This window comes from Thiolinea disciformis DSM 14473, assembly GCF_000371925.1.
Classification (GTDB): Bacteria; Pseudomonadota; Gammaproteobacteria; order Thiotrichales; family Thiotrichaceae; genus Thiolinea; species Thiolinea disciformis.
In genome coordinates, this window is the sequence record NZ_AQVE01000007.1 from 47,582 (window position 1) to 73,221 (window position 25,640).

General features: G+C 43.5%; 26 protein-coding genes and 1 pseudogene. 10 read left to right on the forward strand and 17 right to left on the reverse strand.

Annotated features, from left to right (window positions below):
• Positions 1-120: 120 nt before the first annotated feature.
• From A3IE_RS21970 to A3IE_RS0107385, 15 genes and pseudogenes are all read right to left on the reverse strand, one after another.
• The gene (locus A3IE_RS21970; RefSeq protein WP_020394954.1) at positions 121-1,215 is read right to left on the reverse strand and encodes an acyltransferase family protein; all 1,095 of its coding nucleotides are present in this window, start codon (positions 1,213-1,215) and stop codon (positions 121-123) included.
• Between the two features lie 17 nt (positions 1,216-1,232).
• Positions 1,233-2,624 (reverse strand): undecaprenyl-phosphate glucose phosphotransferase, encoded by a 1,392-nt coding sequence (locus A3IE_RS0107320; RefSeq protein ID WP_020394955.1) that lies wholly within the window; start codon positions 2,622-2,624, stop codon positions 1,233-1,235.
• Positions 2,625-2,931: 307 nt separating this feature from the next.
• Complete coding sequence (locus A3IE_RS0107325) at positions 2,932-3,771, reverse strand: glycosyltransferase (RefSeq protein WP_020394956.1); 840 nt, start codon at positions 3,769-3,771, stop codon at positions 2,932-2,934.
• Entirely contained in the window at positions 3,772-4,695 is a 924-nt protein-coding gene (locus A3IE_RS0107330; protein ID WP_020394957.1) for a glycosyltransferase family 2 protein, read from the reverse strand.
• 62 nt (positions 4,696-4,757) lie between these two features.
• Positions 4,758-5,177, reverse strand: a pseudogene (locus A3IE_RS0107335) (acyltransferase); the annotation flags it as partial.
• Positions 5,178-5,195: 18 nt separating this feature from the next.
• Positions 5,196-6,401, reverse strand: coding sequence for an O-antigen ligase family protein (locus A3IE_RS0107340; RefSeq protein ID WP_020394959.1), 1,206 nt, complete (start codon positions 6,399-6,401; stop codon positions 5,196-5,198).
• A 59-nt stretch (positions 6,402-6,460) separates the two neighbouring features.
• Positions 6,461-7,735 carry an oligosaccharide flippase family protein gene (locus A3IE_RS0107345; RefSeq protein WP_020394960.1) on the reverse strand — a complete coding sequence of 425 codons (1,275 nt, stop codon included), beginning with the start codon at positions 7,733-7,735 and terminating at the stop codon, positions 6,461-6,463.
• Entirely contained in the window at positions 7,732-8,208 is a 477-nt protein-coding gene (locus tag A3IE_RS0107350) for a glycosyltransferase (protein WP_020394961.1), read from the reverse strand. The genes A3IE_RS0107345 and A3IE_RS0107350 overlap by 4 nt, the downstream gene beginning before the upstream one ends.
• On the reverse strand, positions 8,205-8,657 hold the full coding sequence (locus A3IE_RS0107355) for a glycosyltransferase family protein (protein ID WP_020394962.1): 453 nt from the start codon (positions 8,655-8,657) through the stop codon (positions 8,205-8,207). The genes A3IE_RS0107350 and A3IE_RS0107355 overlap by 4 nt, the downstream gene beginning before the upstream one ends.
• A gap of 2 nt (positions 8,658-8,659) precedes the next feature.
• Positions 8,660-9,616 carry a methyltransferase domain-containing protein gene (locus tag A3IE_RS0107360; RefSeq protein ID WP_020394963.1) on the reverse strand — a complete coding sequence of 319 codons (957 nt, stop codon included), beginning with the start codon at positions 9,614-9,616 and terminating at the stop codon, positions 8,660-8,662.
• On the reverse strand, positions 9,616-10,683 hold the full coding sequence (rfbB, locus tag A3IE_RS0107365) for a dTDP-glucose 4,6-dehydratase (RefSeq protein WP_020394964.1): 1,068 nt from the start codon (positions 10,681-10,683) through the stop codon (positions 9,616-9,618). Before rfbB ends, A3IE_RS0107360 begins: the two co-directional genes overlap by 1 nt.
• Positions 10,680-11,567: a dTDP-4-dehydrorhamnose reductase gene (gene rfbD, locus A3IE_RS0107370; protein WP_020394965.1), complete on the reverse strand. Its 888-nt coding sequence runs from the start codon at positions 11,565-11,567 to the stop codon at positions 10,680-10,682. Before rfbD ends, rfbB begins: the two co-directional genes overlap by 4 nt.
• Positions 11,564-12,112, reverse strand: a complete 549-nt coding sequence (rfbC, locus tag A3IE_RS0107375) for a dTDP-4-dehydrorhamnose 3,5-epimerase (protein ID WP_020394966.1) — start codon at positions 12,110-12,112, stop codon at positions 11,564-11,566. Before rfbC ends, rfbD begins: the two co-directional genes overlap by 4 nt.
• Positions 12,109-12,987, reverse strand: a complete 879-nt coding sequence (gene rfbA / locus A3IE_RS0107380) for a glucose-1-phosphate thymidylyltransferase RfbA (RefSeq protein WP_020394967.1) — start codon at positions 12,985-12,987, stop codon at positions 12,109-12,111. The genes rfbC and rfbA overlap by 4 nt, the downstream gene beginning before the upstream one ends.
• A gap of 111 nt (positions 12,988-13,098) precedes the next feature.
• Positions 13,099-14,373 carry an ROK family transcriptional regulator gene (locus tag A3IE_RS0107385; RefSeq protein ID WP_020394968.1) on the reverse strand — a complete coding sequence of 425 codons (1,275 nt, stop codon included), beginning with the start codon at positions 14,371-14,373 and terminating at the stop codon, positions 13,099-13,101.
• Positions 14,374-14,567: 194 nt separating this feature from the next.
• Between A3IE_RS0107385 and A3IE_RS0107390 the strand changes: the two genes are divergently transcribed.
• From A3IE_RS0107390 to A3IE_RS0107430, 10 genes are all read left to right on the forward strand, one after another.
• Positions 14,568-15,584 carry a sugar ABC transporter substrate-binding protein gene (locus A3IE_RS0107390; RefSeq protein ID WP_020394969.1) on the forward strand — a complete coding sequence of 339 codons (1,017 nt, stop codon included), beginning with the start codon at positions 14,568-14,570 and terminating at the stop codon, positions 15,582-15,584.
• A gap of 116 nt (positions 15,585-15,700) precedes the next feature.
• Entirely contained in the window at positions 15,701-16,753 is a 1,053-nt protein-coding gene (locus A3IE_RS0107395; RefSeq protein ID WP_020394970.1) for an ABC transporter permease, read from the forward strand.
• 2 nt (positions 16,754-16,755) lie between these two features.
• The gene (locus tag A3IE_RS20160; protein WP_020394971.1) at positions 16,756-17,574 is read left to right on the forward strand and encodes an ATP-binding cassette domain-containing protein; all 819 of its coding nucleotides are present in this window, start codon (positions 16,756-16,758) and stop codon (positions 17,572-17,574) included.
• Between the two features lie 118 nt (positions 17,575-17,692).
• Positions 17,693-17,878, forward strand: a complete 186-nt coding sequence (locus tag A3IE_RS21975; protein ID WP_020394972.1) for a TRIC cation channel family protein — start codon at positions 17,693-17,695, stop codon at positions 17,876-17,878.
• A gap of 30 nt (positions 17,879-17,908) precedes the next feature.
• Complete coding sequence (locus A3IE_RS21625) at positions 17,909-18,322, forward strand: trimeric intracellular cation channel family protein (protein WP_020394973.1); 414 nt, start codon at positions 17,909-17,911, stop codon at positions 18,320-18,322.
• 306 nt (positions 18,323-18,628) lie between these two features.
• Entirely contained in the window at positions 18,629-19,192 is a 564-nt protein-coding gene (locus tag A3IE_RS0107410) for a hypothetical protein (RefSeq protein WP_020394974.1), read from the forward strand.
• A gap of 12 nt (positions 19,193-19,204) precedes the next feature.
• Positions 19,205-20,905, forward strand: coding sequence for an OmpA family protein (locus A3IE_RS0107415; protein WP_020394975.1), 1,701 nt, complete (start codon positions 19,205-19,207; stop codon positions 20,903-20,905).
• A gap of 29 nt (positions 20,906-20,934) precedes the next feature.
• Positions 20,935-21,456: a Rab family GTPase gene (locus A3IE_RS0107420; RefSeq protein WP_020394976.1), complete on the forward strand. Its 522-nt coding sequence runs from the start codon at positions 20,935-20,937 to the stop codon at positions 21,454-21,456.
• 2 nt (positions 21,457-21,458) lie between these two features.
• Positions 21,459-22,496: an HD-GYP domain-containing protein gene (locus A3IE_RS0107425; RefSeq protein WP_020394977.1), complete on the forward strand. Its 1,038-nt coding sequence runs from the start codon at positions 21,459-21,461 to the stop codon at positions 22,494-22,496.
• Positions 22,497-22,547: 51 nt separating this feature from the next.
• Positions 22,548-23,159: a 2OG-Fe(II) oxygenase gene (locus A3IE_RS0107430; protein ID WP_020394978.1), complete on the forward strand. Its 612-nt coding sequence runs from the start codon at positions 22,548-22,550 to the stop codon at positions 23,157-23,159.
• 48 nt (positions 23,160-23,207) lie between these two features.
• Here A3IE_RS0107430 and A3IE_RS0107435 read toward each other — a convergent pair whose 3' ends face one another.
• Positions 23,208-23,624 (reverse strand): FUN14 domain-containing protein, encoded by a 417-nt coding sequence (locus A3IE_RS0107435; protein ID WP_020394979.1) that lies wholly within the window; start codon positions 23,622-23,624, stop codon positions 23,208-23,210.
• Positions 23,625-23,674: 50 nt separating this feature from the next.
• A complete protein-coding gene (locus A3IE_RS0107440; RefSeq protein ID WP_020394980.1) occupies positions 23,675-25,249 on the reverse strand; it encodes a hypothetical protein in 1,575 nt (524 codons plus the stop codon).
• Positions 25,250-25,640 lie beyond the last annotated feature (391 nt).

Genomic DNA, 25,640 nt, shown 5'->3' on the forward strand with positions numbered 1-25,640 from the left:
TCCTAAATTCTTGGGGCTAATTTTTCATGAGACAATTGGGTTACGGATTCTAGCAGTTCTTTACCGCTACGTTAACAAACTTCAATACATTGTCGCTTAGTCTGCCCACTTGGATTAAGACTAGCCATTTTTTTTAGATAAAAAGTAAGAACGATTGATAAAACGTCTTAATGGGCTTTCTAGCAGATAAAAGGATGCTATTGATATACCGACTAATATGAAAAGGAACAGATAAAAACGTAGGTTCGAATTGAGTAGGGCCTGTCCAATTAGCCGATCATAAATACCGTAGATCGGGCGCTGTAAAATATAAAGCGAGTAGCTGGCTTCACCTAAGAGTACCAACAAAGGCAGGTTTAATACTTTTTGTGTCCAGCCCGTATTGAGCCCTAATAAAATGATAATGGCTAAGAACAAAGGGGCAATTAAGCCATTTTCGTAGTGCACCGTGAATCCTAGCCATGCACTTAACTTAGCTTGATAGGCTAAGGCAAAAATCACTAAGCCTAATAAAATGAGAATGGCAACGCCATTCCAAACTACTTGGAAGCGATTAAATGCTCCATCACAAAAATAAGCACCAGCGAGTAATCCTAATAAAAAAGTACTTATGTGCATGAGTGGGTGATAGAAAATGAAATTATGGAATGCTGATGGGTGGGTGTAATAAGACGATTGAACCAAATAAATTTGCAATAATTGTGTACTAAACCACAGCACAATACTGAATATCAGTAGCATTTGTCGCCTAGACTGACGGTGGAGCAGGGCTAATAAAAAAGGAAAGCATAAGTAAAAAAAGGCTTCAACGGAGAGTGACCAGCCCGGCGTATTTAGAGTCATGGCATAAGGGGGCAGCCAAGCCTGTAACATCGATACATTAAATGCAATGGTACTAAGGCCAACACTCTGCTTTTTCAGCATAGCAAAGGCTAAGACCAATAATAGTGCTACTAAATACACGGGGTAAATACGAGCAAAACGAGCTACCCAATATTGTTTGGCATCTATTGAGCGAGTACTGCCGTAGTAAGCAACGGCCATAATAAAGCCAGACAGTGCAAAAAAATAACTCACTGCGATTGGGCCGGCCGTAATCACTGATCCCCAAAAAGGGTGAGTAGTAGGACTAGCCTGATTTAAAGTACCGAAGTGAAAGAACACAACCGTTAATGCAGCTATAAAACGGGTAAAAGTAATTTGCTCGAGTTTCAAAAGCGCACTAACCTTGCTTAATAAGCATTCTTATCATGTAAAGTTTTGAATGCGGTCACAAAGATAATGCGTAAATCTAACCATAAGCTCCATGAGCGAATATATTCCATGTCGCATTCAACACGTTTTTGCATCTTGTATAAGGTATCGGTTTCCCCGCGCCAGCCATTGATTTGTGCCCAACCGGTAATGCCAGGTTTCATCATATGGCGCATCATATATCCTGGAATAAGCTCTTTATAGGTTTCGTTGTGCGCCACTGCGTGGGGGCGTGGGCCAACTATAGACATATGTCCCTGTATGACATTAAAGAATTGAGGCAGTTCATCTAAAGAGGTTTTGCGTAGAAAAGCCCCAACTTTGGTAACGCGCATGTCATTACGGGTTGCTTGGCGGATCGAGTCACCATTTTCACACACAGTCATCGTGCGGAATTTCCAGACAGAAAAGGTTTCGCCTCTTAATCCATGACGCGACTGTTTGAATAGTATCGGCCCTGGTGACGTTAATTTAATCGCAGCGGCAATCACTGCCATGACGGGTAAACTAAGCATTAAAAGGATAGATCCAATCACTAAGTCTTCTATCCGTTTCACCAAAGTATTTTTTAATGATAAGGGAGCATCATAAAGGCAGAGTACGGGTGTATCTACGATTTCCACAAAACGCGCATTCAATAAAGAATGTGTTAAATTATCTGGAATAAGGCGCACAGGACTTAAGGAGTCAGCAAACTGACTAATTAAACGAGCAGTAAATTCTTTGCGATCCGCTGGCAGCGCTAAGTAGAGTTGATCCCAAAGTCCTTTACGAGCTGCCTCTAAGGCATCTTGTGTGTTGCCAATATAGCTGTATTTTGAGGGTAAGGGATTTAATGCTTTGTCATCTTCATCTATATGATAGAACCCTGCTAATTGGAAACCAGATTCAGGTTGTTGCTCTAAAGAATCCGCAAATTTAATGCCAGCCTCTGTCGCACCGACAATGGCAATTTGATGATTGCGAATACCTAAACGCTTAATGTGTGCTAAAGCAGCACGTAATAAGTAGCGACTAGAGAGTAGTAAGAATGGGGTTACAAACAACCAGCTCAATAAGACAATACGTGAAAATTTAGTCGAGCTTTTAAAAATAAAAATTAAAAAGACTAAGATGAAAAATGTTGCAAGCCACGTGACAACGGTGCGCATAGCCTCGTCACGCAAAAATGGACGGCCGCTCCAAGAGGTATAAATGTCGGTAAATCGGCCAACTAAACCAAAAACCAAGGCAGCGCCTAAACCTGCTGCTAAGTAACCAGAAAGGTTATAAGTGCTAGTATAGAGTAATGCTATTAAAACAACGCTAAGAATCATTACCGTGTCAGCACAGCGATAGATGATTTCGGAGCTGAGTCTATTATCTGCCATTAGTATTCCATCTACATAGTCTATTGCTTTAGCACGCACCAGAACTGTGCTCAAAAGCTTTATTGTCAAACATGCGGCATTACACCACTGTATTTAGTTAGCGTAAAAGCAACAGATTTCCCTTGCCTAAGTTGAGATTGCTTAGAGTAAGGACGACTCTTATTTGCATGTTTTTAAAGTAAAAAATCTTTAGACGGTTAGTCTGACACTCAAGAGTTCTACTTTTGCTCACTAAATATAGCGTAATTTTATTAATTTTGTCGCAAAAAAAATACAACTGTCGTTATTTTCACGATAATTGTTTAATTTAAGTAGAGCTTGACTGACGTGAAGTCTTATCTACTTCCCATCGGTACTGATTCAAGTTCTTGTACTGATGCCATGCTCGCACGCGGATTAGGCTGGCAATAGCGATATATACCCCAGCGGCTAACCATTCACGACTAAAGAGCTTTTGCTTCAAAATGCGGGAATAAGGTTTAGCATCAGGACGAGTACACAGATTAGAAGCGGCTAACTGCATATTACCTAGACGAGCACGCGTTTTTATCTTGATGAGTGATGCTAGGGTACGAGGTGCATTGATGTAGACTTTTGCGCCAGACACATTACCACGCTCATGAGGGCTAAACTGGCAACGTACAAAACCATCATCATTAATAACAGGTGGAAATTCAGTGAAACGTTTGCGGCCTTGTTCAGCGATTACAAAGCTACAAGTGGCTACGACACCGGCTTGAATATAAGGAAGTGATAGCCAGATTCTGTAGTATTGTTTCACCCACCAAGACGATTGGCTCGTATCAATCACAGGTTCAGGGGCGGCCAACAGTAATGGGCCAATCTGCATGGCGCGCGTAATGATCTGAATGGCATTTTCAGAGAGCTGTGTGTCAGCATCAATATAAAAAACCGGCCAAGAGACTATATACTTTTCGGCTTCATTTAAGGCATTAACTTTGGACGGTGTGGCAATATCTAAGCAAATTAGATCGGGATATTCTTGTTGCACAATAGCGGCTGTGTTATCAGTACAACCATTACAAGCCACAATAATACAATCAACGCCAGCTTGTTTTTTTAAGCTATCTAAGCACTTTCTAATCACTGTAGCTTCATTATGTGCGGGTACAATAATAGTTGCCATTTACGAATACCCTTTCATCCATTGGTGGCGCTGATCAAAAACTTTTTTCCACTCTACACTTTGTTCGCTACCACGCTTTAGTAGCAGGTGTGAGATATGTTTATTGAATACGTAAATATATAACAGGAATTTATATATAGGCCGTTTCCAAGCTGGAATATGTCGATTAATAAGCTCAACTTTTCCTTTTAACAGCTTTATCTGCTTGCTCGAGAAATGGGAGTGACTGACGCCACCGTGATGAATAATACGAGCCTCAGGTGTAACAATGGGCTGGTAGCCTAGGTTTTTAGCTTTTAAACAAAGATCAGCTTCTTCTGCGTACATGAAGAAGCTAGTATCTAAACCACCTAGTTTATCCCACAGTTCACGGGTAATAAGGAAAAAACAACCGGATAAAATATCGACTTCTTTAATGGAGTCACGCTGCCAACAACCATAATTCGAATGATTAAAGAAACAACTCTTATTAAATGCTTTTTCTAAACCAAAAGCGCTGAATAGTAAGTTTCTAAAACTGGGCTTGGACCAAGCATGTTGGGTGTTAATAGATAAATCATTATTTAAAGTAACCCCACCCCAAATGCCGTTATTAGGATATTGCTTAGCAAATAACAGTAAGCGATCAATCGCTTGATTTAATACAATAGTGTCTGGATTAAGTAGCAGGAAGTACTGTCCCTTAGCTAGCTGAGCACCTAGCTGAACCCCACCTGCAAAACCCTTATTTATCTTAGATTCGATTAATGTCGATTGTGGAAAATATTGCTTAATCTGTGCTACTGAATCATCACTTGAGGCATTATCGACTACGATAAGTTCGAAATTAGTTTTGGTTTGATTGTAAACAGATTCAAGCGCACGGATAGTATAAGGTGCTGTATTGTAAGAAACTAAAATAATGCTTAAGGTAGGGGCGTTCATGGATGTGCTTGTGTAGGAGTGTCTTGAATGAGTCGGCCATAAGCTAAGGTATGAATACCACTCCGGATAATTTTGGCAGGATTGCCAGCGACTATAGAATGAGCTGGTACATCTTTAGTAACGACACTGCCAGCGGCAATAATACATTCATCGCCTATCTGCACGCCAGGCATAATGATAGACGCACAGCCTATAAAGCAACGCTTACCAATCTTAGTAGTAGTAGTATAATTGCCTGCATGACGTTGTGTGGAGTAGTCATGAGATAAAATAATCGCATCGAAAGCAATTAATGTCTGACTCTCGATATCAATATGCGTTGGATTAGTTTTATCCATACGTGCTTTTAAGGAAATACGCACGTCAGGTGCTAGCTTCATGCCGTAAAACTTACGTAAATACCAGTTATATATCCACAAGATACTATGTCGTAAGTGAATAATGCCTAGAAAAACTTTTGGACTAACAAAACGAGGTTTCATAAATATCTCTCCATGTATCTATGAGATATTATTTGATGAGTCATTATCTATGATATAAGTTTGTGTAACTCGATAATAAACTTCCCATCCACAAGCGCCGAGCATAAAGAAAAACATGGGTTGTAATTTATCAAAATAATGAACAGTAAAGCCGATTAATACTAATGACATCATGGATAATATCCATGAAGTTACCATCCAACGTATTTCATCACTATGTTGATCAATATGGTTAAGTACGTGAAAGACTGCATAAATACAGGCTGTAAATAAAACTAAGAAAGCAAAAACACCATATTGTAAGGTGACCAATAACCAAAAACTATCAATACTATCGCTCATCCAATCCATCCAGTAAGGGCGTGTCCAATCATTATGAGCGATACCGAGGACAGGATGTTCAATAATATCATCCATGCTATTTTCCCATTGTAGCATGCGGAAATAGCCTGTGTTGGGGTTAAAGGTTAGATAAGAAATAAGTATTCCGAAAAATCCACGATTGGAAAGCAGTTCAATTAACATGGCACTAGCCAAACCACCAAAGAATATACCTACCCATAAGCGTCGCGCACTATTCCAGAATTTTACTAATACAGCGGTTATTGCTTGAAAAATTAGGGATAATAATGGGGCAGAAGATAAAGTCATCAGCATAGAAATAGCAAGACCAATGACATTAACGATATAGAGGGGCCTACGAAATCGCCACATTAGCATTAAGGCAAAGGGTGTGAACATGGCAGCCAATGTGCCAAATAAAATTGGATGGGCAAACAGGCTAGTTGCTCGCATAATGCCGTTTCGAATATAGTAGTCGGTATATAAGCGATAATCTAAAGACTTATTTCCAGTAATTTTTTCAGCCCACTCATGTAAAATTCGGTGTTGTGACAAAGACTCATAAATGGTGAAGCCTAATAATAAAGTAATTATCGTGATAAAGGCTATATTAACTCTAAAGAATCGTTGGGGCGTAATAATGTAAAGTCTAGCTAGATAGAAAGCACCTAGGGTTTCTAATAGATAAATGCCCGTTGATTGAATGGCTTTTTGCAAACTGTGATTATAGAGAAAGCTAAAAAATGCAATAGTAACTAAGATAAATAACAATAAGTCAGTAATATTTGCTCTATCCAAAACTTCTTTCAGATTGAATATGACATAAATAATAACTAATGCTAATACGATTCGATAAGTCTCGATACGTACTGTGCCGATCATGAAATAGAATTCAACGGGTATGAAAATGGAGATAATAAAAAGTATAGCCAGAATTCTAATCATAGGGCTTCATGCAGCAATCGCTGTTTAGTAAAAAATAAAATGACAGAACCCGTTAAAGCCATGTTGGCTAGTAGGGTTGCCGCTGCTGCGCCTTCTATACCGTAATGAGGGATCAAAAATAAATTAGCTATTATATTAATAAGCAAAGCTAGAAATAATAAAACATTTAGAATTTTAACTTTTTCTTGCATAATAAACATGAAAGAAAAAGTCAAACTAAAACCGCGAACTAATTGAGCTACTAATAAAATGCTTAAAGTCAGTGAAGCTTTTATATAAGTCTCACTAAATATAGCTAGAATTGGTTTGCCAATGATAATCAAAAGGAGTGTTACTGCACTTAGAATAACTATGACTAATAAAGTAGCCTTCCAGAAAAATGCCTTTAGTGTTGCTGGATTTTGTTTATGTAGTCTTAATAAGCGTGGATAGATAGTGGCATCTAGGGCCCCTAAAAAGAAAGCGCTAACGAAGGATAAACGTGCAGCCACATTATAAAGGGCTACATCCTCATTCTTAAGGAGTAAGCCTGTCATCAGAGTGTCTGCCCAAAGCATTAAAAAAGCAAACATGGAAACAGGCGCCAAAGGAAGAGACTTTACGAGAACCTGTTTAATTGCTTGTGAGCTAGGACTTTGGCTAATGACCGGTCGCCATTGACGCAGCCAATACCAAGAAATAAGGCCTGCTAAAATGAGTGAAATAGTGTAAATCCATAAATAGTTTTGCTGTTTAGCAAATAGTGGCCAGAATACCCCTATACTAATAAGCATAGTAACAGCAGGTAGTGCATTCTGCACAATTAATGATTCTGAAATATGATGGGTTGCTTTTAAAAAAGCAGAGTGAATAATAACAATATTAAAAAACACAACCCCTAGTGCAGCTGTCCATAATAGGCTTAAATGAATTTCATTATCAAATAGTGTAGGCTTGAAAATAGGACTGGCTATTAACCATAATAAGGCGCTGATAAAGGTAGTAATAGCTAGTAGTCGGTAGGCACTTTTTAGATAATACAACTGTGTGGCTGCTAGATTGTCTTCGGGCAGACTGGCAACCTCTTTTACGATCCATTGCTCTAAACCTACGCGGCTAAATAAGGCTACGCCAGTGACTAGAGTCATTAGCATAAATAACATACCCGCTTCATTGACGGGTAAATTGCGCGTAATAATAATGGCGACTAAAAAATTTAATCCAACCCCAGCAAAACGTGCAATAGTCGAAAATGCGGTTTGCCAGAGGAGTGATGGATTATTGAGTTTCATGACCGGATGGCCTGATCAAGAAAGCTAATTAAGCGAGCGCGACGTTCATTGCTGGTTGCAGCATCAGAGGCGGTTAGGGTGCTGGCTTGTTTTAATAAACTGCGTAACTCCTCGCAACTGCGTGCGGTAAAAACGCCGGGGAGTTGGGACATCCATTCTAGGCCATCGCTTTGATGATCATTGCGGTGTTCGCCTAGTACACTTTGGCGGTTCATGACAATAATAGGTTTGCGCTTTTCTAAAGCGGTAATGATATTGCCCATGCCCGCATGTGAGACAATTAAGCTAGCAGCTTCCAAGTGTTGATTAAACACCGCAGTGGTCATAAAGCGTTCCCACTGCGCATGTTTCGGAATATATTCACCTTCTGCAATTTGTGCTTGCACCGTCACTTGATTTATAGCTGCCCATTCATCAACACAACGTACCAAGCGATCAAAAGCAAATTGTGTTCCCACTGCCACAAAGATCACAACACTGATCCTTGATAGCGAACCTCATTACTTTGTGCCAGATGTTCCCATTGCGTTAAAAAAATATCGGCGCGCTTTTGCACCATTTCCCCTGAGCGTGAAATTTTTCGTACATTGGCAATACTATCGACCCAAATCGTACGAATCCCCAATAATTTACCCAAAAAAACAGCAACAACACCCGGTGCTGCTCCTGTAGATAGAATGACTTGTGGGCGTTCGCGGAGTAAAATATAGGCTACTTTTACAGCGCAGGGGAGCAATTTCCATTTGTCGTCTGCACTCACATCGGGGACAGAGTAAACTTTATTTTTTTGTGCTTTAAAGAGTTTGTCGGGCATCGCATAAACCAAGTCATGTGATGCCTCAAGGCCAGCACAGATACGCGTTAATTGTATCCAATGTCCGCCTGGGGACGAGATGGCTAGAACTTTGCGGCGTATGGTCATGCTTAACTTGCCTTTCTCAAATAAAACGCGGCTTGGTCGCCTTGATTGAGCGCATTTAATTCGCGGGCGCGTTTTTCAAAATTTTTAATCTGTGCGGCACTGAACATGGATTTATCTGGATTTTCCGCCCATGAACGTTCAGCACGCAACGGAATATCCTGTTCGTATTGCTCGCTGCCCCAGAATTGGAAAGCATTTGAATCATAACGCAAGTCGTATACTGTGAAACCGGTTTGTTCAGCCAGCTTGTTAATACTGTCTACCGAATGCAGGAATAAATGGCGCGGTGCATCCAATTGCGCCCAATTTACCCCGTAATGTTGCCACGCGTATGAAGATACGGTAGGGACACGTAACATGACGCTACCCTGAGGACTTAACAGCGTAAAGGCTTTTTGCAAGGTTTGCTGCTGCTCCACCAGATGCTCGAAGGAATGATTAAACATAATCAAGTCCCATTGACCGGTTTCGCTAAAGATATCGCGCTTTTCAATCACCAATCCATTAGGGTAGCGAATGGTGTTAGTATTGAAAGGATCAATGCCCAAGGTCTTGTGAAAACCAAGATCGCGTAAAGCGTGCAGCAGCAAGCCTGCGCCACAACCTACATCTAAAATACGTGATTCTGGTGTTAAAGTGAGTGAGCGCAAAGTAGCTAGTTTAGCATTCGGCATAACGGCCTGCAGTAAGCGCCCTACGAGACCTTTGCCACTAACGGCATAACGATCACGGGCTTGAATAAGCCGACTTTTTAAGCCGGTATCGGTTTTAGGTGGAACATAAGAGTAATAATTTGTCGGATAGTAGTCCGCGAGCTGAGCGGGTATTTCCGTAATTTGTAGGCAACCGCAGGATGTGCACTGAAAATACAAATGCTCATCGCGCATACCTAACATCATTTCACGTACCCGAAAGCTTGGATGCTCAGCCTCGCTTGAACAAATCCGACAAATTGGCATTAAGCTTTCTCCGCATGATGACCAAATAGACTAATACCTTGTGCTTGCCAAAATTCTGGATTGGCTAAATACCAGTCTAAGGTTTTTCCTAGTCCAGACTGAAAGGTTTCCGCCGGTTGGTAGCCTAACTCAGTACAAATCTTACGATTATCAATCGCATAGCGACGATCATGTCCTGGTCTATCCGTCACATAAGTAATCAAGCGTTGGTGGGGTACATGCGGCGAGTTCGGATAGCGCTCATCCAATAAAGCACATAAGGTATGAATGAGATTAAGATTAGTTTGCTCATTATTGCCGCCGATATTATAGGTTTCACCCACTTTACCGTGGCGAATAATGAGATCAATGCCGCGATTATGATCATCGACATAGAGCCAGTCGCGTACTTGTTGACCATCGCCATAAATCGGTACCGCCTCACCTTGTAATAAGCGTGAAATCGCTAATGGAATAAGCTTTTCTGGATACTGATAAGGGCCATAATTGTTTGAGCAATTGCTAGTGGTTGTATTTAAGCCATAGGTGTGCTGATAAGCCCGCACAATGTGATCGGAGGCTGCTTTACTAGCCGCATAAGGCGAATTGGGAGCGTAGGGCGTTGTTTCGGTAAACGCAGGATCGGTTGCGCTTAGTGTGCCGTAGACCTCATCCGTAGAAACATGATGAAAACGGTGTTGGACTTGGTATTGGCCATTCAACCAAACCGCTTTCGCTGCTTTTAATAAGCTATGCGTGCCATCAATATTAGTACGTAAAAATGCATCAGGCCCATAAATCGAGCGATCAACATGTGACTCGGCAGCAAAGTGTACCAAGGTATCAATGGCCTCATCACGCAATAATTGTTCAACGAGGGCTTGATCTAAAATATCGCCTTTTATAAAACGGAAGTTACTTTGTTTTTCTAAGCTTTGCAGATTTTCATAGCGCCCCGCATAAGTCAAAGCGTCTAAGACAATAACACGTGTTTCAGGATATTGTTTAAGCCAATAATGAACAAAGTTAGTGCCAATGAAGCCAGCGCCACCAGTGACTAATACATGTTTGGGATGGTAAGTACTCATGCGGTTTGCGCCTGTTTCAATTCATTCAACATCATACGTAAACTATCGCGCCAATAAGGCAAGGTTTTGCCCAAGGCTTCTTCCGTTAATGATTTATCCATCACACTATAAGCGGGACGCTTGGCGGGTGTCGGGTATTGACTGGTGCGAATCGGTTTAATCGGAATTTCGCGTGTCAATAAGCCGAGGGTTAACGCATCATCCTGAATAGCTAGGGCGAAATCGTACCAACTGGCTACGCCATTGTCAGAACAATGCAGAATGCCGGTAGTATTTGCCGCCTGTAAGGCCCACAAGCTTTCAGCCAACGCATAGGCCCAAGTGGGTGAACCTATTTGATCATAGATGACATTGAGTGCATCTTTCTCATTCATTAAGCGCAGCATGGTTTTAACAAAATTCGCGCCATGCGCAGAATAAAGCCACGATGTCCGTACAATCAACGCCCGTGGATAATCTTTTAAAGCTTGTTCACCCGCCAGTTTACTAGCACCGTAGATACTTAAGGGCGCTGTATCAGCATCGACGCTATACGGTGTGCTGGCTTGGCCATCAAAGACAAAGTCCGTAGAGATATGAATGATAAGCGGCGGTTTTTTGCTGAGCACCAAAGCGGCTTCCGCCAATTGATGTACTGCACTAGCATTGACGGCATAAGCGGCGGCCTGATCGCTTTCAGCTTTATCAACCGCAGTATAGGCGGCGCAATTGATGATGCAATCGGGTTTGTATTCGGTTATGGCCGCTTGGACTTGGTGCAAGCGTGTAATATCGAGCTGATCATTGCTGGTCGCGATGAGGCGAATATGCGCTGGACAAGAACGTTTTAGCTCATAACCGAGTTGTCCGGTCGCACCGGTGAGCAAAACTGTAGTAGGGGTCATGCAAATACCTCAGCCATGGGTAGCAAGGCGCCCTGAGCATCTTTAGCAGATACCAGCGGCATTTCATTATTGACCAACGGCCAATCGATCTTGAGCGTTGGATCATCCCAGCGAATACAACGTTCATGTTCAGGCGCATAAAAATCGGTGCATTTATATTGAAAATCTGCCGATTCGCTCATCACATAAAAGCCATGTGCAAAGCCGGGTGGCACATAGAACAGGCGATGGTTCTCGGCAGAAAGCTCTACACCAACCCATTGGCCGAAGGTTTTTGCGCTGCGTCGGATATCGACTGCTACATCATAAACTTTGCCTTGGGTAACACGAACCAATTTGCCTTGCGGGTTTTGTAATTGATAATGCAAGCCACGTAAAATTCCTTGGCGCGAACGGCTATGATTGTCTTGTACGAAAGACAAGTCTAATCCTAGTTTAGCAAAGGTATTCTGATTCCACGTTTCCATAAAAAAACCACGTTCATCACCAAATACCCGTGGTTCTAAAATGACGACGCCTGCTAAGGCGGTAGTAATCACATTCACGGTAATAGCCCTGCTAAATACTCGCCATAGCCACTTTTCTTGAGTGGTTCGGCTAAGCGTAATAATTGTTCATGATCAATATAATGCATGCGCCAAGCGACCTCTTCAGGGCACGCAATCTTTAAACCCTGGCGCTCCTCGATCACACGGATGTAATTAGAGGCATCCAATAAAGACGCGTGCGTGCCGGTATCTAGCCAAGCTGTACCGCGCTTAAGGATTTCCACGCGTAACTGACCTTGCTCTAAATACAGTTGATTCACGGTGGTGATTTCGAGTTCACCCCGTTCGGAGGGTTTAACCTGCCGTGCGACATCAACCACTGTATGATCGTAGAAATATAAACCCGTTACGGCATAAGACGAGCGCGGTTTTTTAGGTTTTTCCTCAATAGTTAGCGCCTTGCCTTGCGCATCAAAATCTACTACCCCATAACGCTCAGGATCTTTGACAAAATAGGCAAAAACAGTTGCACCTGCTGATTGCTTAGCCGCTGCTTGTAAACGTGAGGATAAACCTTCACCGTAGTAAATATTATCACCCAAAATCAAAGTGCAAGATGAACCAGCTAAGAAATCAGCGCCAATTAAAAACGCTTGAGCCAAGCCTTCTGGTTTAGATTGTACGGCGTATTGCAAATTAATACCCCACTGTGTGCCATCACCTAATAATTGTTGAAATTGTGGGGCGTCATGTGGCGTGGTAATAATTAAAATATCCCGAATTCCTGCTAGCATGAGCACGGTTAAGGGATAGTAAATCATTGGTTTATCGTAAACCGGCATCAGTTGTTTGCTAACCGCTTGCGTGAGTGGGTATAAGCGTGTACCACTGCCACCTGCTAAGATAATACCTTTGCGTCTTGGGGACATCATTTATTAAAATTTGCCTAGTTTTGCTACGGCGCAGATTGTAGTCGATTTTGTGGTGAAAACGTCAAGTTTTCAGGCGAATAACGCATGAATTTAGCAAGGTATTCCGCTTCATTAGACAATAGAGGCCGTATTGAAGTGGTCGAAGCTATTGCTAGCACTACTAATTAATAAACTTCGCTCAGGGGCAAAGTTAGTATAAAAGGGCAAAAAAGCCCCACCTAACGCGCGAGCATCATTGCCAATGTCGCCAGCAACAAGGTTAGGCAGGATTAGCCCTTCGGTATTGTGATGCAAAAGTGCAGCTTGTACGGCTTCGGTTAATTGCTGTGCTACTGTGGCCGGTAAGGAACCATCAATAATAACTCCTTCCAAATCGATGACGCTAATCGTGGCCGTAATGGCATAGGCAATGGCATGAGCACTTTGGTTAATCCAAGCGCTGAGCACTTGTTCAATACGCTTGTCTAAAGCTCGTTCCTTAAGGAGGAGTTGCCAGACTTGTTCTGTACTGGTGCCTAGGGTTTGCAACGATCTGTCCAAGAGATAGAGTGAAGCACAATTAATCAGTTGCACGGTTTTGCCAGTACGTTGGGGGTCAGCCGCATAATCAGCCGGTAAAGGCATGGAACCAATCGCGCCCGCATTATTAAAGCAGCCCGTATAAAGCGTGTGGTTCATGATTAATCCACCACCGATAAAGGTGCCCACGAAGATGTGCAAATAATTATCAAATTTATGGGGATTGCCGAGTTCGAGTGAAGCAATACAAGCTGCTGTTGCATCATTCACCAACCAAACAGGGTAGGGCTGGTCTTGTTGAATGGTGTGGCGGATGTCGATGCTATTCCAGCTTTGGGTAATGTTGCTGGGGGTTGCGGTTTCTTGTTGCCAGCCACCTAATCCATAAGGTGCCGCTACGCCAATACCTTTTAAACGTGTTAATTGCCTAGCGGTGAGTGCGCGGGTGAGTTGATCAATGGCCTGATGGATATGGGGAAAAATAAAATTCGGGTCAGGATAGCTATAAGCATGTGTCATGCGCTTTAAAATCGTGCCTATAAAATCAATCAGCACTATATCCAAACTGCGTCGCCCAATTTTTACGCCGATGGAGTAAGCCCCTTCAGGATTTAACGCAATCGGTACGGCAGGCTGTCCGACTTTGCCCGTTTCATAACGCCGTTCTTGCTTATACAGCAACGCCTCATCAATCAATCGATTAATAATCACCGAGGCGGTTTGTGCACTCAGATTGGTTAGGCGTGTAATTTCGGCTTTGGTGAGATTCCCGCTGCGGCGAATCAGTTGCAGGATGAGGCGCTCATTGTATTGCGCAATACCCGTGAGATTACTGCCACCACTCGCTGATACGGGTTTAATCGCCATGTTTTGCCACTCCTTCCTACTAAGTTGATACGTTGAAGACTAGCTGCAAATAATTAATAAATCAATTTGAATTAATTATTGACAGTATCAGATTTAGCACCTAAGCTTATCAGCATACAAGTGCTAGAGTGTTGAGGCAGAACCCTTTAGCTAACACGTGTGCGACCTAATTCACCCTTGGAGGAGACTGACTTATGTTCAAGAAAACCGCTATCGTTGCTGCTGTTGCAGCAAGCTTTATGATTCCTGCACTGGCGCAAGCGAAAGATATCGTGGGCTTAATTACTAAAACTAATACCAATCCTTTCTTCGTAAAGATGAAAGAGGGCGCAGAAGCCAAAGCTAAAGAATTAGGTTTAGAGTTGCAAAGTTTTGCAGGCAAGATTGACGGCGACAATGACTCCCAAGTGCAAGCTGTAGAGAACCTGATTTCTGCGGGCGCAAAAGGTATTTTAATTACCCCTAATGATTCTAGTGCGATTGTTCCTACTATTGAAAAGGCACGTAAAGCAGGCATTTTAGTGATTGCTTTGGATACGCCATTAGAGCCAGCTACAGCTGCGGATGCGACTTTTGCAACCGATAATTTCAAAGCGGGCGAGTTAATCGGGCAATGGGCGGCTGCAACCATGGGCGACAAAGCGAAAGATGCAAAAATTGCCTTATTGGACTTAAATCCTAATCAAATTTCAGTCGATGTAGCGCGTGATCAAGGCTTCTTAAAAGGCTTTGGGATTGACCTGAAAGATGCCAAGAAAATGGGCGATGAAGAGGATCCACGTATTGTGGGGAGTGATAGTACGAATGGTAATGAAGAGGGCGGGCGTACTGCAATGGAGAAATTATTGCAGAAGGATCCCGCCATTAACTTGGTTTACACCATCAATGAACCGGCTGCTGCTGGGGCTTATGAGGCATTGAAAGCCGCGGGTAAACATAAGGATGTCTTAATTGTATCAGTGGATGGTGGTTGCCCAGGTGTTAAGAACGTCAAAGAAGGTGTTATTGGTGCAACTTCGATGCAGTTCCCACTGTTAATGGCCTCGATGGGGGTTGAAGCGATTGCTGAATTCGCTAAATCTGGTAAAAAACCAGCTAATACCGAGGGTTTAGACTTTTTCAATACCGGTGTTGAGTTAATTACTGATAAACCAGCTGGTGGTATTAAGTCTATGACATCTGAAGATGGCTTGAAAAAATGTTGGGGCTAAGCCACCACACCCACTAACTTTCCTATACTGTTAAATGACTGAGCGGGCTATTCCGCTCAGTTTCCACGTCCCCAAAACAGCACAACTGCGCCGCAGTTTTGTGAGGAGATTCTGTCATGGCTAGCGATAATTTTGAGGCCGTCGCCGCACGCGCCACAGGGCCAGTTGCGTCCTTTGAACAGAAACAACTAAGTTTTCTCGAAAAGTTGCAACGTTTTTTACACCATTATCCTACTGCTGCACCCACTTTCGTTTTGATTATTGCTATCTTGGGTTTTTATATAGCCGCTGGACCACGCTTCTTAAGCCCATTTAACTTATCCTTGATTCTGCAACAGATTACGGTAGTCGGTATTATCGGTGTTGCACAAACTTTAGTGATCTTAACGGCTGGTATTGATTTGTCGGTCGGCGCGATTATGGTATTGAGTTCGGTCGTGATGGGCAGGATGGCGATTCATTGGGGCGTGCCCGCTGTATTCGCCATTATGCTTGGGTTTATGGTAGGTTTTATTTGTGGCTATATTAATGGTTTTCTGATTACACGATTTCGTTTGCCACCCTTCATTACTACCTTAGGTACACTCAATATCTTTTTAGCCTTGAATCTTTGGTATTCCAAGAGCGAGTCTATTCGCTCACAAGACATCGATGCTCAAGCACCATTCCTAAAGTTCCTTGGTTATCAATTCGAAATATGGGGTGCTAGTCTTACACTCGGTACAGTGACCATGCTCCTGCTTTTTGTCTTCATGTGGTACATGCTCAAATATACCGCATGGGGAAGGCATATCTACGCGACAGGGGACGATCCACAAGCAGCACAGTTAGCGGGTATTGATACCAATAAAGTTCTCTTGTCCGTTTATGTGGTCGCAGGCTTGATTTGTGCCTTAGCGGCGTGGGCCTCGATCGGTCGTGTGGGTTCGGTTAGTCCGAATGCCGGCCAATTGGAAAACCTTGATAGTATTACCGCCGTCGTTATTGGGGGCACCAGTTTGTTTGGTGGACGCGGTGCGATTATGGGTACTTTGATTGGTGCGTTAGTGGTAGGTGTGTTCCGAAATGGTCTAGCCTTAGCTGGTGTTGAGGTATTGTGGCAGCAATTTGCGATTGGCCTATTGATCATTATTGCTGTTGCAACTGATCAATGGATTCGGAGGGCATAGTCATGGCAGCAACACAACTCGAACCCATTCTAGCAGGGCGTAATTTAGTTAAACGTTATGGTCGTGTCACGGCTTTAGATCATTCGGATTTTGATTTGTATCCGGGCGAAGTCTTGGCTGTGATTGGTGATAATGGCGCGGGTAAATCATCTTTGATTAAAGCGCTCACCGGAGCTGCACCGCCGGATACGGGTGAAGTGTATTTAGCAGGGCAAAAAGTCGATTTCAAGAACCCTATGGATGGTCGAATGGCGGGGATTGAAACGGTTTATCAGAACTTAGCGGTTTCGCCTTCGCTGGATATTGCGGATAACTTGTTTTTGGGACGGGAATTACGCAAGCCCGGCTTTTTAGGCAAATGGCTTAAGATGCTAGATCATAAAGAAATGGAGCGGATTGCTCGCGAAAAACTGTCGGAATTAGGCTTGTTAACGATTCAGACGATTCGCCAGCCGGTTGAATCATTATCCGGTGGTCAACGCCAAGCCGTTGCGGTAGCACGTGCAGCAGCCTTCGGTAGCAAGGTGGTGATTATGGATGAGCCTACCGCCGCTTTAGGTGTGAAAGAATCGCGCCGTGTGTTGGATTTGATTAAAGATGTGCGTAATCGCGGGATGCCGGTAGTGTTAATTAGCCACAATATGCCGCATGTGTGGGAAGTTGCTGATCGTATTCATGTGCATCGCTTGGGCAAGCGCCATGCGGTGATTAAACCGGATACACACACCATGTCTGAAGGGGTTGCGATTATGACTGGCGCAATGGATCCCAATGACCATCCTGCGGGGGCTTATGCAACGCCTAAAGGCGTGGCAGTTTAAGCATTTTGTCACTCACTAGCTTTGAAAGGCTCAACACCCACTGAGCCTTATTTTTTAGCTCTAATTTGGCAATATTTCTCTATACTCGCTGCTTTATGGTGCCAGCAAGGTTGTTCGTATGAATTTCCAGACGTTTATAGATGCAGTCACTTTAGTGGCGGTGGTCTCTATTACGATTAGCGCTATCTTGCAGGCAGCACATTATCAAATGGATTTTTTTGGTGGCTTGGTGATGGCCTTTGCGGGGGCTTTAGGCGGCGGCAGTGTGCGCGATTTATTGATTGGCGCGATTCCCGTCTTTTGAATTAACGACCTTAGTTATCCTTGGATAATTTTGGCTACCACCTTTATCACATTAGTTGCCATGCGCTTTTTTACCGTGCCGCAAAAACATCTAGGCGCTCTATTAAATATTGCCGATGCTGCTGGCTTGGCATTATTTGGTATTTTAGGGACATCAAAAACGCTCGAATATGGTGTGCCAGTGAGTATTGCACCGATTATGGGGGTGGTTACTGGCGTGGTGGGCGGCATGATTCGCGATGTTTTAACGCCGGTGACACCCATGGTAATGCGCGGTGAGTTCTACGCGAGCGCGGTTATTATTGGCGCTGTGCTCTATGTGATTATCCGAGCGTTTTTACCTGAGGTGTTAGCCATGTGTATTGGAATGTTCACGATTTTCGCATTACGCATGGCAGCGCTGTACTGGCAATTCAAATTTCCCTCATTGCGGATAAAGTTTTAGCGTCCTTAATAGCAAGTTAGGGCTAGTCTTAGTAAAGAGTAGCCTCGTTTGGTAGCGGAAAAGTTTACCAGTTTCCATACTAGCTTGGTCTAATAAAGACTAGTCTTTCTTGCGTAAGGGTAACTGAAAGATGGCATTTAGGCCTGATTTTCCAGAAAAAACGCCGCTTCCTCCTATCCGAAAAATTATAGCGCTTAATCCATAAGTGCTAGGCTAGGGACTGTACTGAAGACTTGCCCTTATTAGAAAAAATGTCTTAAATCCCAATAGGGTAGAGTAATGCTAATAATAATGTGAGCCCAAGCTATGCAAGCACAAACCCAAGATACGGCTGTCCTAGAAGCGAATGATGCAGCAGATGCTGCGTTGGTTGCTAGTTTATTGCCTACCACTGACACGCATATGGATACCGTGCGTAATATTTTATTTGGCGAGCAATTTCGTGAGTTAGAGCGCCGTCAAGCGGCCTTAGATCGTCAATTACGTGTTTCTTTGAGTCAATTAAGTGCTGATACGCAAAAACGTTTTGATGGCGTGACCCAAGAGTTATTGGCGCTGAAAGATCAATTAGCCGAAGAAGTGCGCCTACGTAGTCAAGATCAAACCGTGCTGCGTAAGCGTTTAGATCAACACGACCAACAATTGGATGAGCTTAGTAAGCGTGCAAAAAGTCAGCAAACCCAAATTCATGAGCGTGTGACACGCGAAGTCGAAATGCTATCTAGCCAGATAGAAACATGGCGTGCGGATTTACTGCAGCAATTACAACAAGCTAGCGATCAATTGCGCCACGATAAGGCGGATCGTAAAGCGGTTGCGGGCTTACTCAATAGTATGGCACAGCAACTATTTGATCCTGAACAGGTGTAAACCCATAAGCCTATGACTGCGCCGCTTGCCTCAACATCCTCTCTCAATGACCAACAGTTAGTGCAGTTGCGTGCGCTACTCTTGGGGGTTGATGAGGCAAGCTGGTCGCGCTTGCAGCGTTTAGTGTTGGATCGTGAGGCACATACTGAGCATACTGCGAATGTATTAGCAGAGGCTATCAAACGCCGCGCTGGTCAAGATCAGGCTCTGGTCTCAGCACTAGCCCCCACGGTTGAGAAGGTTCTCACCCAGTCGATTGATAATGACCCACAACGTCTAGCGAATGCACTTTATCCTGTAATGGGGCCAGCGATTCGTAAATCCATCCACGAAGTCTTAGCGCAAACCCTACAAACCTTTAATCAATTATTAGAGCAGAGTTTGTCGCCACGTTCGTTATTGTGGCGTTTTGATGCGTGGCGCACTGGACGTAGTTATACCGAGGTTTTGTTATTAAAAACCCTGATTTATCGTGTTGAACAGGTCTTTTTGATTCATCGTGAAACCGGTTTATTGTTACAACATGTGGTGTCACCCAATGCCGTGTCTAAAGATCCTGATTTAGTATCTGGAATGTTGACAGCGATTCAAGATTTCGTGCGCGACTCGTTTGAAGTGCAGAAAGATGAGGCGCTCAATCAGCTGAGTCTGGGTGATGTCAGTGTTTTTATTGAACAAGGGCCTTATGCGGTATTAGCCGCGGTAGTACGTGGCAATCCACCGGCGGATTTGCGCATTCTATTAGCGGATACTTTAGCGGCATTGCATAGTCAGTTGCATGATGAATTGCAGGCTTATCAAGGTGATGTACAAGCCTTTGACCGCACCCAGCCCTTATTGACGCAGTGCTTACAAAGTCAATCGCAGGTGCAAAAACGCCGATTTCCATGGCTGGCTATGCTTGTCCTAACCGGAATGTTAGCTGGTATTGGCGTTTGGACTTATCAGTATTATCGTGATTACCAAATCTTCCAAACAGCCGTTCAGTTATTACAACAAGAGCCTGGTGTGGTGGTGACAGCGACACAAGCGCACGCCAATCATTATCACATCGAGGTATTGCGTGATCCTTTAGCGCGAGGAATCAATAGCTTATTCAGTGCCATTCCACTGACTATTCAAGTGAACGAGCGTCCTTTTGTGTCTTTGGATGACTCGTTAAGTTTGGCGCGCGCCCAGCAACTCTTAAAACCACCGCCTAGTGTAAAACTAGACTACCAAGCGGGCGTATTACACGTGAGTGGCTCGACCGATAAGCTGTGGCAACAACAGTTGATGACTACTTGGTCACTATTACCCAATGTACAAGCTTTGGACAGTGAAGCACTGACTATTCATGATAATGAGGCACTGGAGCGCGAGCAGCGTCTTAACCATTTAGTCGATCAGATTCAGCAGACACCGTTAAAGTTTGCGAATAATGATGCCCAAATTACTGACCCAAGCGCTATTAAAAAAACTAGCGACAGCTTGCTGGAATTAATTAGTTTGGCACGGCAGAATCAAAAAAATATTCAATTAAATTTATCAGGCTATGCAGATGATACGGGAACGGTGGAAGCTAATAATCGTTTAATCACTGAGCGTGTTAAAACGGTGACTCAAGCTTTAATTAAAAATGGTGTGCCAGCGGCATTAATCAATAGTTTACCCACTCAAGCTAATGTGACACGCAATGAACGCAGTGTGCATTATCAGATTCAATTTTATTAAGAGAGGCTCAGCAGCATGAGTCAAAGCACGTGAATGAGTTAGTGTTACAAAAAAAAGTTTGTTTAGTGGGGGCTTTTTCAGTAGGTAAAACCAGTCTGATTCAGCGCTATGTACATAGCTTATTCAGTGAGAAATACCAAACCACCGTTGGTGTAAAAATCGATAAGAAAATTGTGGTGGTGGACGATACACAATTAAATCTAATGCTTTGGGACGTGGCAGGTGAGGACGATTTTACCCAAATTCGCCCCGCGCATTTGCGAGGGCTAGCGGGTTATATTGTGGTTATTGATGGAACGCGCCCGAATTCCTTTGATGTTGCTTTAGATATTCATTTACGCATTCAACGTGATTATGGCATTTTTTCTACTGTATTTGTTTTAAATAAATCCGATTTACAAGACCAATGGCGCTTAACACCCGAGCATTTACATCGGCTGATTAATTTGGGATTTCCAGTAGTGCAGGCGAGCGCTTTATCAGGTGAGGGTGTCGAGAATATATTTACTAATCTAGCCAGACAGTTAGTAACTGCTCATATAGGGGCTTAAGCATGAGTAGCATTTTGGAGGATATCTATAATTCCTTAAATATCGTCGCCTTTAGTTATGAAGCCGACCAGCAATTTCAATTATTATCTGATATGCCGGATTGGTTATTATTTTTTCTAGGGCATGTTGAAAATGATAGCTATCCTTTATTTGATAGTTTTGCCTATCTCAGTTGTTTTAAGGAAGATGCTGAGCTTCATTGGCAAGAAGCCAAGACCGAGCCTTTGGCCTCTGGCCCTTGGATTGAAATTGATGCTTTGGAGCAGTCCATCGCTTTTGAGGCCAGTGCTTTATGTAGCCAAGGTAAGCGTATTTTATTGATTCAAAATCTAGGTAAGCGCTATACCCAAGAGTTGGAACGCTATCAGCAAGTACGTAATAGTTTGCTGACTAAGGAAATGCTCGAAACAGAAGTACAGCGGCGAACCTTAGCGATTCGGCGCCGTGAAGAAGAGCTGGCAATTAAATTAGTGAGTTTGACCAGTTATCGTGACCAAGAAACGGGCACGCATGTCAGGCGTATTGGTTTGTATGCAGCGGCGATGGCAAAGGCGCTCAATTGGAGTGAAGAGCAGATTGATATTATTCGTATTGCCGCGCCCATGCATGATATTGGCAAAATCGGGATTCCTGATCGGGTACTGCGAAAAAATGGTTCTTTAAACGATGCCGAATTTACTGTGATGAAACAGCATACCGAAATTGGTGCACGTATGTTGAGTGGCTCGACGATTCCAGTGTTACAAATGGCACAAGTAATTGCGCGTAGTCATCATGAACGTTGGGATGGTACCGGTTATCCCGAAGGCTTAGAAGGTGAAGCGATTCCCTTACCCGCGCGGATTACGACGATTGTCGATGTGTATGATGCTTTATTGCACGAACGCATTTATAAAGAAGCGATTCCCGAATACGAGTCGGTTAGTATGATGCGCGATATGGCAGGACGTTATTTTGACCCTGAGCTATTTAAGCTATTCGAGCGTTTATTGCCCGTCATGCGCCAAATCCGTCAAGAAGTGTCTGAATTCACAGGTTGACAAGTAGCGGATTGAACTTTAGCTTGGCATTTTGTTTAACAAAGCCAAACCATGCCCGATTTTTCCCTGCAAGTTGCCTTAACTCAGATCACTCAAGCTTTGGCCGAGCAAGGCTGGCTGGTGTTGCCAAAATTTTTTCCGACTAACCACGTTCAAGCTTTGCGTGCTCAAGCATTAAGTGCTTGGCAAGCAGGAGAGTTTCACCCAGCCGCGATTGGGCAGGGGGCTAATAAATTACAAAATTTTGATATTCGTAACGATTCGGTATTGTGGCTGGAGTCAGCGCAAGGTGAGGCGGTTGCGTACTATCTGGATTTCCTCGAGCAATTACGTTTAGCGCTCAATAGTGAGTTATTTTTAGGCGTCTTTGAAAGCGAAGCGCATTTTGCGGTTTACCCTCGTGCGAGTTTTTATAAAAAACACCTTGATAATTTTCGGGGGCGCTCAACACGCTTAGTGACAGTAATTACTTATCTAAACCATGCTTGGCAAGCAGAAGACGGCGGACAATTGCGCCTTTATACGAGTAATGCGGCATTTATAGACATTGCACCAGAGGCTGGGAGTTTAGTAGTTTTCTTAAGTGAGCGTTTTTCGCATGAAGTCTTACCCGCACAGCGTGAGCGTTTGAGTGTGACAGGCTGGCTGCGGCGCAGGAGTTAAAACACCTTTAATCACTAGCCATTAAAGGTGTTAGTAGATTGTTGGCGTTTAACCGAATTTTAATCCCACCAAAAATCCAGCGGTAGCGCTGACACCTTTGCTGGTGATTTGGGATAAGCGGTGTTGTAAGGCAGAGCCATAGTCACGCGCCATCGTCGTGGCAGTTTCAGCAGCGTGTTGCAGTTGCGCGTCAGCGACCTGGGTGATCCCGTAATATTCACTAATAAAAAGCAGGACAATGGCGCCACCAGCCAAAAATAAGGCCATTCTCAACACCTTTTTAGCAAAATAGCCCACTGCTAGGCCAATCACAAAGGGCGCACCAACATTACCCAGCAGGAAAGGCGCAGACAAAAAGTCTGGTGCAAGGCTGGTAGGATCAAAACCTTGTGTTGCCCCCATGCCTGTATTAGCAGTGTCATTCCACGCTGGTGGTGGTGCTAGTGAATTATTAGCATTGCCCATCTATTTTTTATCCTTATTAATTAATAAATTTTACTTAGACTAGCGGATGATTAAAAACGTGTCAAAGCACGATACTTCGGCGCTTCAGCAGGTGATTGTGTAATGTATTCTTTCACTCCCCAGCAGCCGTAGTGAGCGGGTGCGCGGGGCGAAGAAAAAGCCATAAACAAGCGACCGCCCGCTTGGCGGAAACCTTTTAGCAGTTGGCTGTAGGCTTGCTCCATACGTGGGTCACGATTCGCTTCAATAATTAAGGGGTTAGGATATTGGTCACGCGATTTAGTTCCATGCACGACTAAATGTTGTCCGCCCTCATAAGCGATTAAACCTAGACGATAGGTATCGAGGAATTGCATGTGCTGATCGACTTGGCGCAAGGTTTGTTCTATCGAGTAACGTTGATTGCTATTTAATAAGGCAAAAATATCATCCACACTATTTACGCGCATTAATGAAGCTTGATCCGCATAAAAATAAGGTGCGAGCGCAAACATATCCGCTGATTGATAAACGTCGAAGGATTTAAGGATTAAAGGGGTAGTTGCTGGATTACCGGACCAGCCACTTAAGACACGCACTAAACGCTGGCGATTATTAAAAACTTGATCCCAGATTTGGAAAATTTCCTTACTGCGTTTGGCGTAATATTTTAAACCCGCATTTAATGGCACTGGATCAAGCCGCTCGGCTTGCCCCATTTGTTGCACATATTGCGCTTGGCTAAATACTGTATTCCATGCTTCATTGGTATATTCAATATAAGCTTTTAAATTAGGTTTGAGATTGGTGCTTACATATTGAGCGTATTGCTGAACAAAAGCATCATCAGCACGATGGGGAATATTAAACCAAGCATCGGCATTTAAGGTGTTTGCCAAATCCACCATAATTTCTAACGGTACACCACGTTTGCCTTCTGAGCCGCCCCAAGTCGCCTGATCAATTTGTGGACGTTGATTCCACGATTGTATGGGGTTACGCGTAATGCCCGACATATTCATGAAGCGAATCGTTTTGAACTGGCGCATGAAGTTTAAGTAGTCGGGATTAAAGACAATCTCATCCGAGTGATCGGCAAAAGAGCGATATTGACCACCGCCACATTGATTAGCGGACTCGACACGCTGAAAAGGATTATTGGCACAAATTCCGCCCGGCATGGTGACGCGAATATGGCGGATGGGGTCTTTGGGATCAGATTTTTCAATTACTAAAGCGCCAGAAATCTCATTCTTGTCAGTAGGGCGCAAGGTGATAATATCGCGTCCTGCACTTTGTTTAACTAAAGTAGCGCCTTCTTCATAGCGAATACTGCCAGAGCCTTCATAGCTCACGGTATATTCACCTTTAGGTAAGGCATTCGCTGGCATCCAACGCACGAACCAAGTTCCCGCCTGACCACCCCGCAAATCTTTTACCCAACCTTGCGCATCGTAGACTATGCCACCACGGGTAAATTCTTTATTTTCATTAAAAGGCTCAGCGGTACGAAATAAATCAGCAAAGGGCAGGCTTGAGTCAAAGTGAACTGCCTCGTTGGTATTCATTCCTACATACGGGGTGGTGGCATTGGCAGAGGAGATGACGAGCAATAAGCTCAGAACTTGCAGCAAACGCGTGAACATAAGATTAGCCCAAACCGTTATCAATGAAGGGCGTCATTATGGCAAACAATACTCAGCAGTTTCACCCTGTAGCTGGCTAAAATTTCTTGATTCGCTTATCAAATAAATCATAAATCCATCGGAGGCTCTACTGTTAAAGACTCAGTGTGGCATGTCTTTAATGTCGACAATTAGCTTAAGTTGGAGTCTAAGCAGGGTGGGTGGATTTTTCCGAAAAATGCTAAGGTTTTTATAAAGTCAAGCAGGCATTGCTAGACCAATAAAGCTCTTAGGAAGTGAGGGGTTTTTTAAAGAGGCAATGCTGCAATGCCGCATTCTACACAGGTTCTTGTCAAGATGCATTATTATTGTCGACAATTTATTGAAAAATAATGGTTCTATCAGTAGAAAT

Excerpts from the sequence above, each read along its gene's own strand:
- A3IE_RS0107340 (WP_020394959.1), bottom strand. The coding sequence starts at position 6,401 with ATGATCGGCACAGTACGTATCGAGACTTATCGAATCGTATTAGCATTA.
- A3IE_RS0107390 (WP_020394969.1), top strand. The coding sequence starts at position 14,568 with ATGTTCAAGAAAACCGCTATCGTTGCTGCTGTTGCAGCAAGCTTTATG.
- A3IE_RS0107440 (WP_020394980.1), bottom strand. The coding sequence starts at position 25,249 with ATGTTCACGCGTTTGCTGCAAGTTCTGAGCTTATTGCTCGTCATCTCC.
- A3IE_RS0107345 (WP_020394960.1), bottom strand. The coding sequence starts at position 7,735 with ATGAAACTCAATAATCCATCACTCCTCTGGCAAACCGCATTTTCGACT.
- A3IE_RS0107395 (WP_020394970.1), top strand. The coding sequence starts at position 15,701 with ATGGCTAGCGATAATTTTGAGGCCGTCGCCGCACGCGCCACAGGGCCA.
- rfbB (WP_020394964.1), bottom strand. The coding sequence starts at position 10,683 with ATGAGTACTTACCATCCCAAACATGTATTAGTCACTGGTGGCGCTGGC.
- A3IE_RS0107320 (WP_020394955.1), bottom strand. The coding sequence starts at position 2,624 with ATGGCAGATAATAGACTCAGCTCCGAAATCATCTATCGCTGTGCTGAC.
- A3IE_RS21975 (WP_020394972.1), top strand. The coding sequence starts at position 17,693 with ATGAATTTCCAGACGTTTATAGATGCAGTCACTTTAGTGGCGGTGGTC.
- A3IE_RS0107425 (WP_020394977.1), top strand. The coding sequence starts at position 21,459 with ATGAGTAGCATTTTGGAGGATATCTATAATTCCTTAAATATCGTCGCC.
- rfbA (WP_020394967.1), bottom strand. The coding sequence starts at position 12,987 with ATGATGTCCCCAAGACGCAAAGGTATTATCTTAGCAGGTGGCAGTGGT.
- rfbD (WP_020394965.1), bottom strand. The coding sequence starts at position 11,567 with ATGACCCCTACTACAGTTTTGCTCACCGGTGCGACCGGACAACTCGGT.
- A3IE_RS0107360 (WP_020394963.1), bottom strand. The coding sequence starts at position 9,616 with ATGCCAATTTGTCGGATTTGTTCAAGCGAGGCTGAGCATCCAAGCTTT.
- A3IE_RS0107415 (WP_020394975.1), top strand. The coding sequence starts at position 19,205 with ATGACTGCGCCGCTTGCCTCAACATCCTCTCTCAATGACCAACAGTTA.
- A3IE_RS0107325 (WP_020394956.1), bottom strand. The coding sequence starts at position 3,771 with ATGGCAACTATTATTGTACCCGCACATAATGAAGCTACAGTGATTAGA.
- A3IE_RS0107330 (WP_020394957.1), bottom strand. The coding sequence starts at position 4,695 with ATGAACGCCCCTACCTTAAGCATTATTTTAGTTTCTTACAATACAGCA.
- A3IE_RS0107435 (WP_020394979.1), bottom strand. The coding sequence starts at position 23,624 with ATGGGCAATGCTAATAATTCACTAGCACCACCACCAGCGTGGAATGAC.
- A3IE_RS0107355 (WP_020394962.1), bottom strand. The coding sequence starts at position 8,657 with ATGACCATACGCCGCAAAGTTCTAGCCATCTCGTCCCCAGGCGGACAT.
- A3IE_RS0107430 (WP_020394978.1), top strand. The coding sequence starts at position 22,548 with ATGCCCGATTTTTCCCTGCAAGTTGCCTTAACTCAGATCACTCAAGCT.
- A3IE_RS20160 (WP_020394971.1), top strand. The coding sequence starts at position 16,756 with ATGGCAGCAACACAACTCGAACCCATTCTAGCAGGGCGTAATTTAGTT.
- A3IE_RS0107385 (WP_020394968.1), bottom strand. The coding sequence starts at position 14,373 with ATGGCGATTAAACCCGTATCAGCGAGTGGTGGCAGTAATCTCACGGGT.
- A3IE_RS0107410 (WP_020394974.1), top strand. The coding sequence starts at position 18,629 with ATGCAAGCACAAACCCAAGATACGGCTGTCCTAGAAGCGAATGATGCA.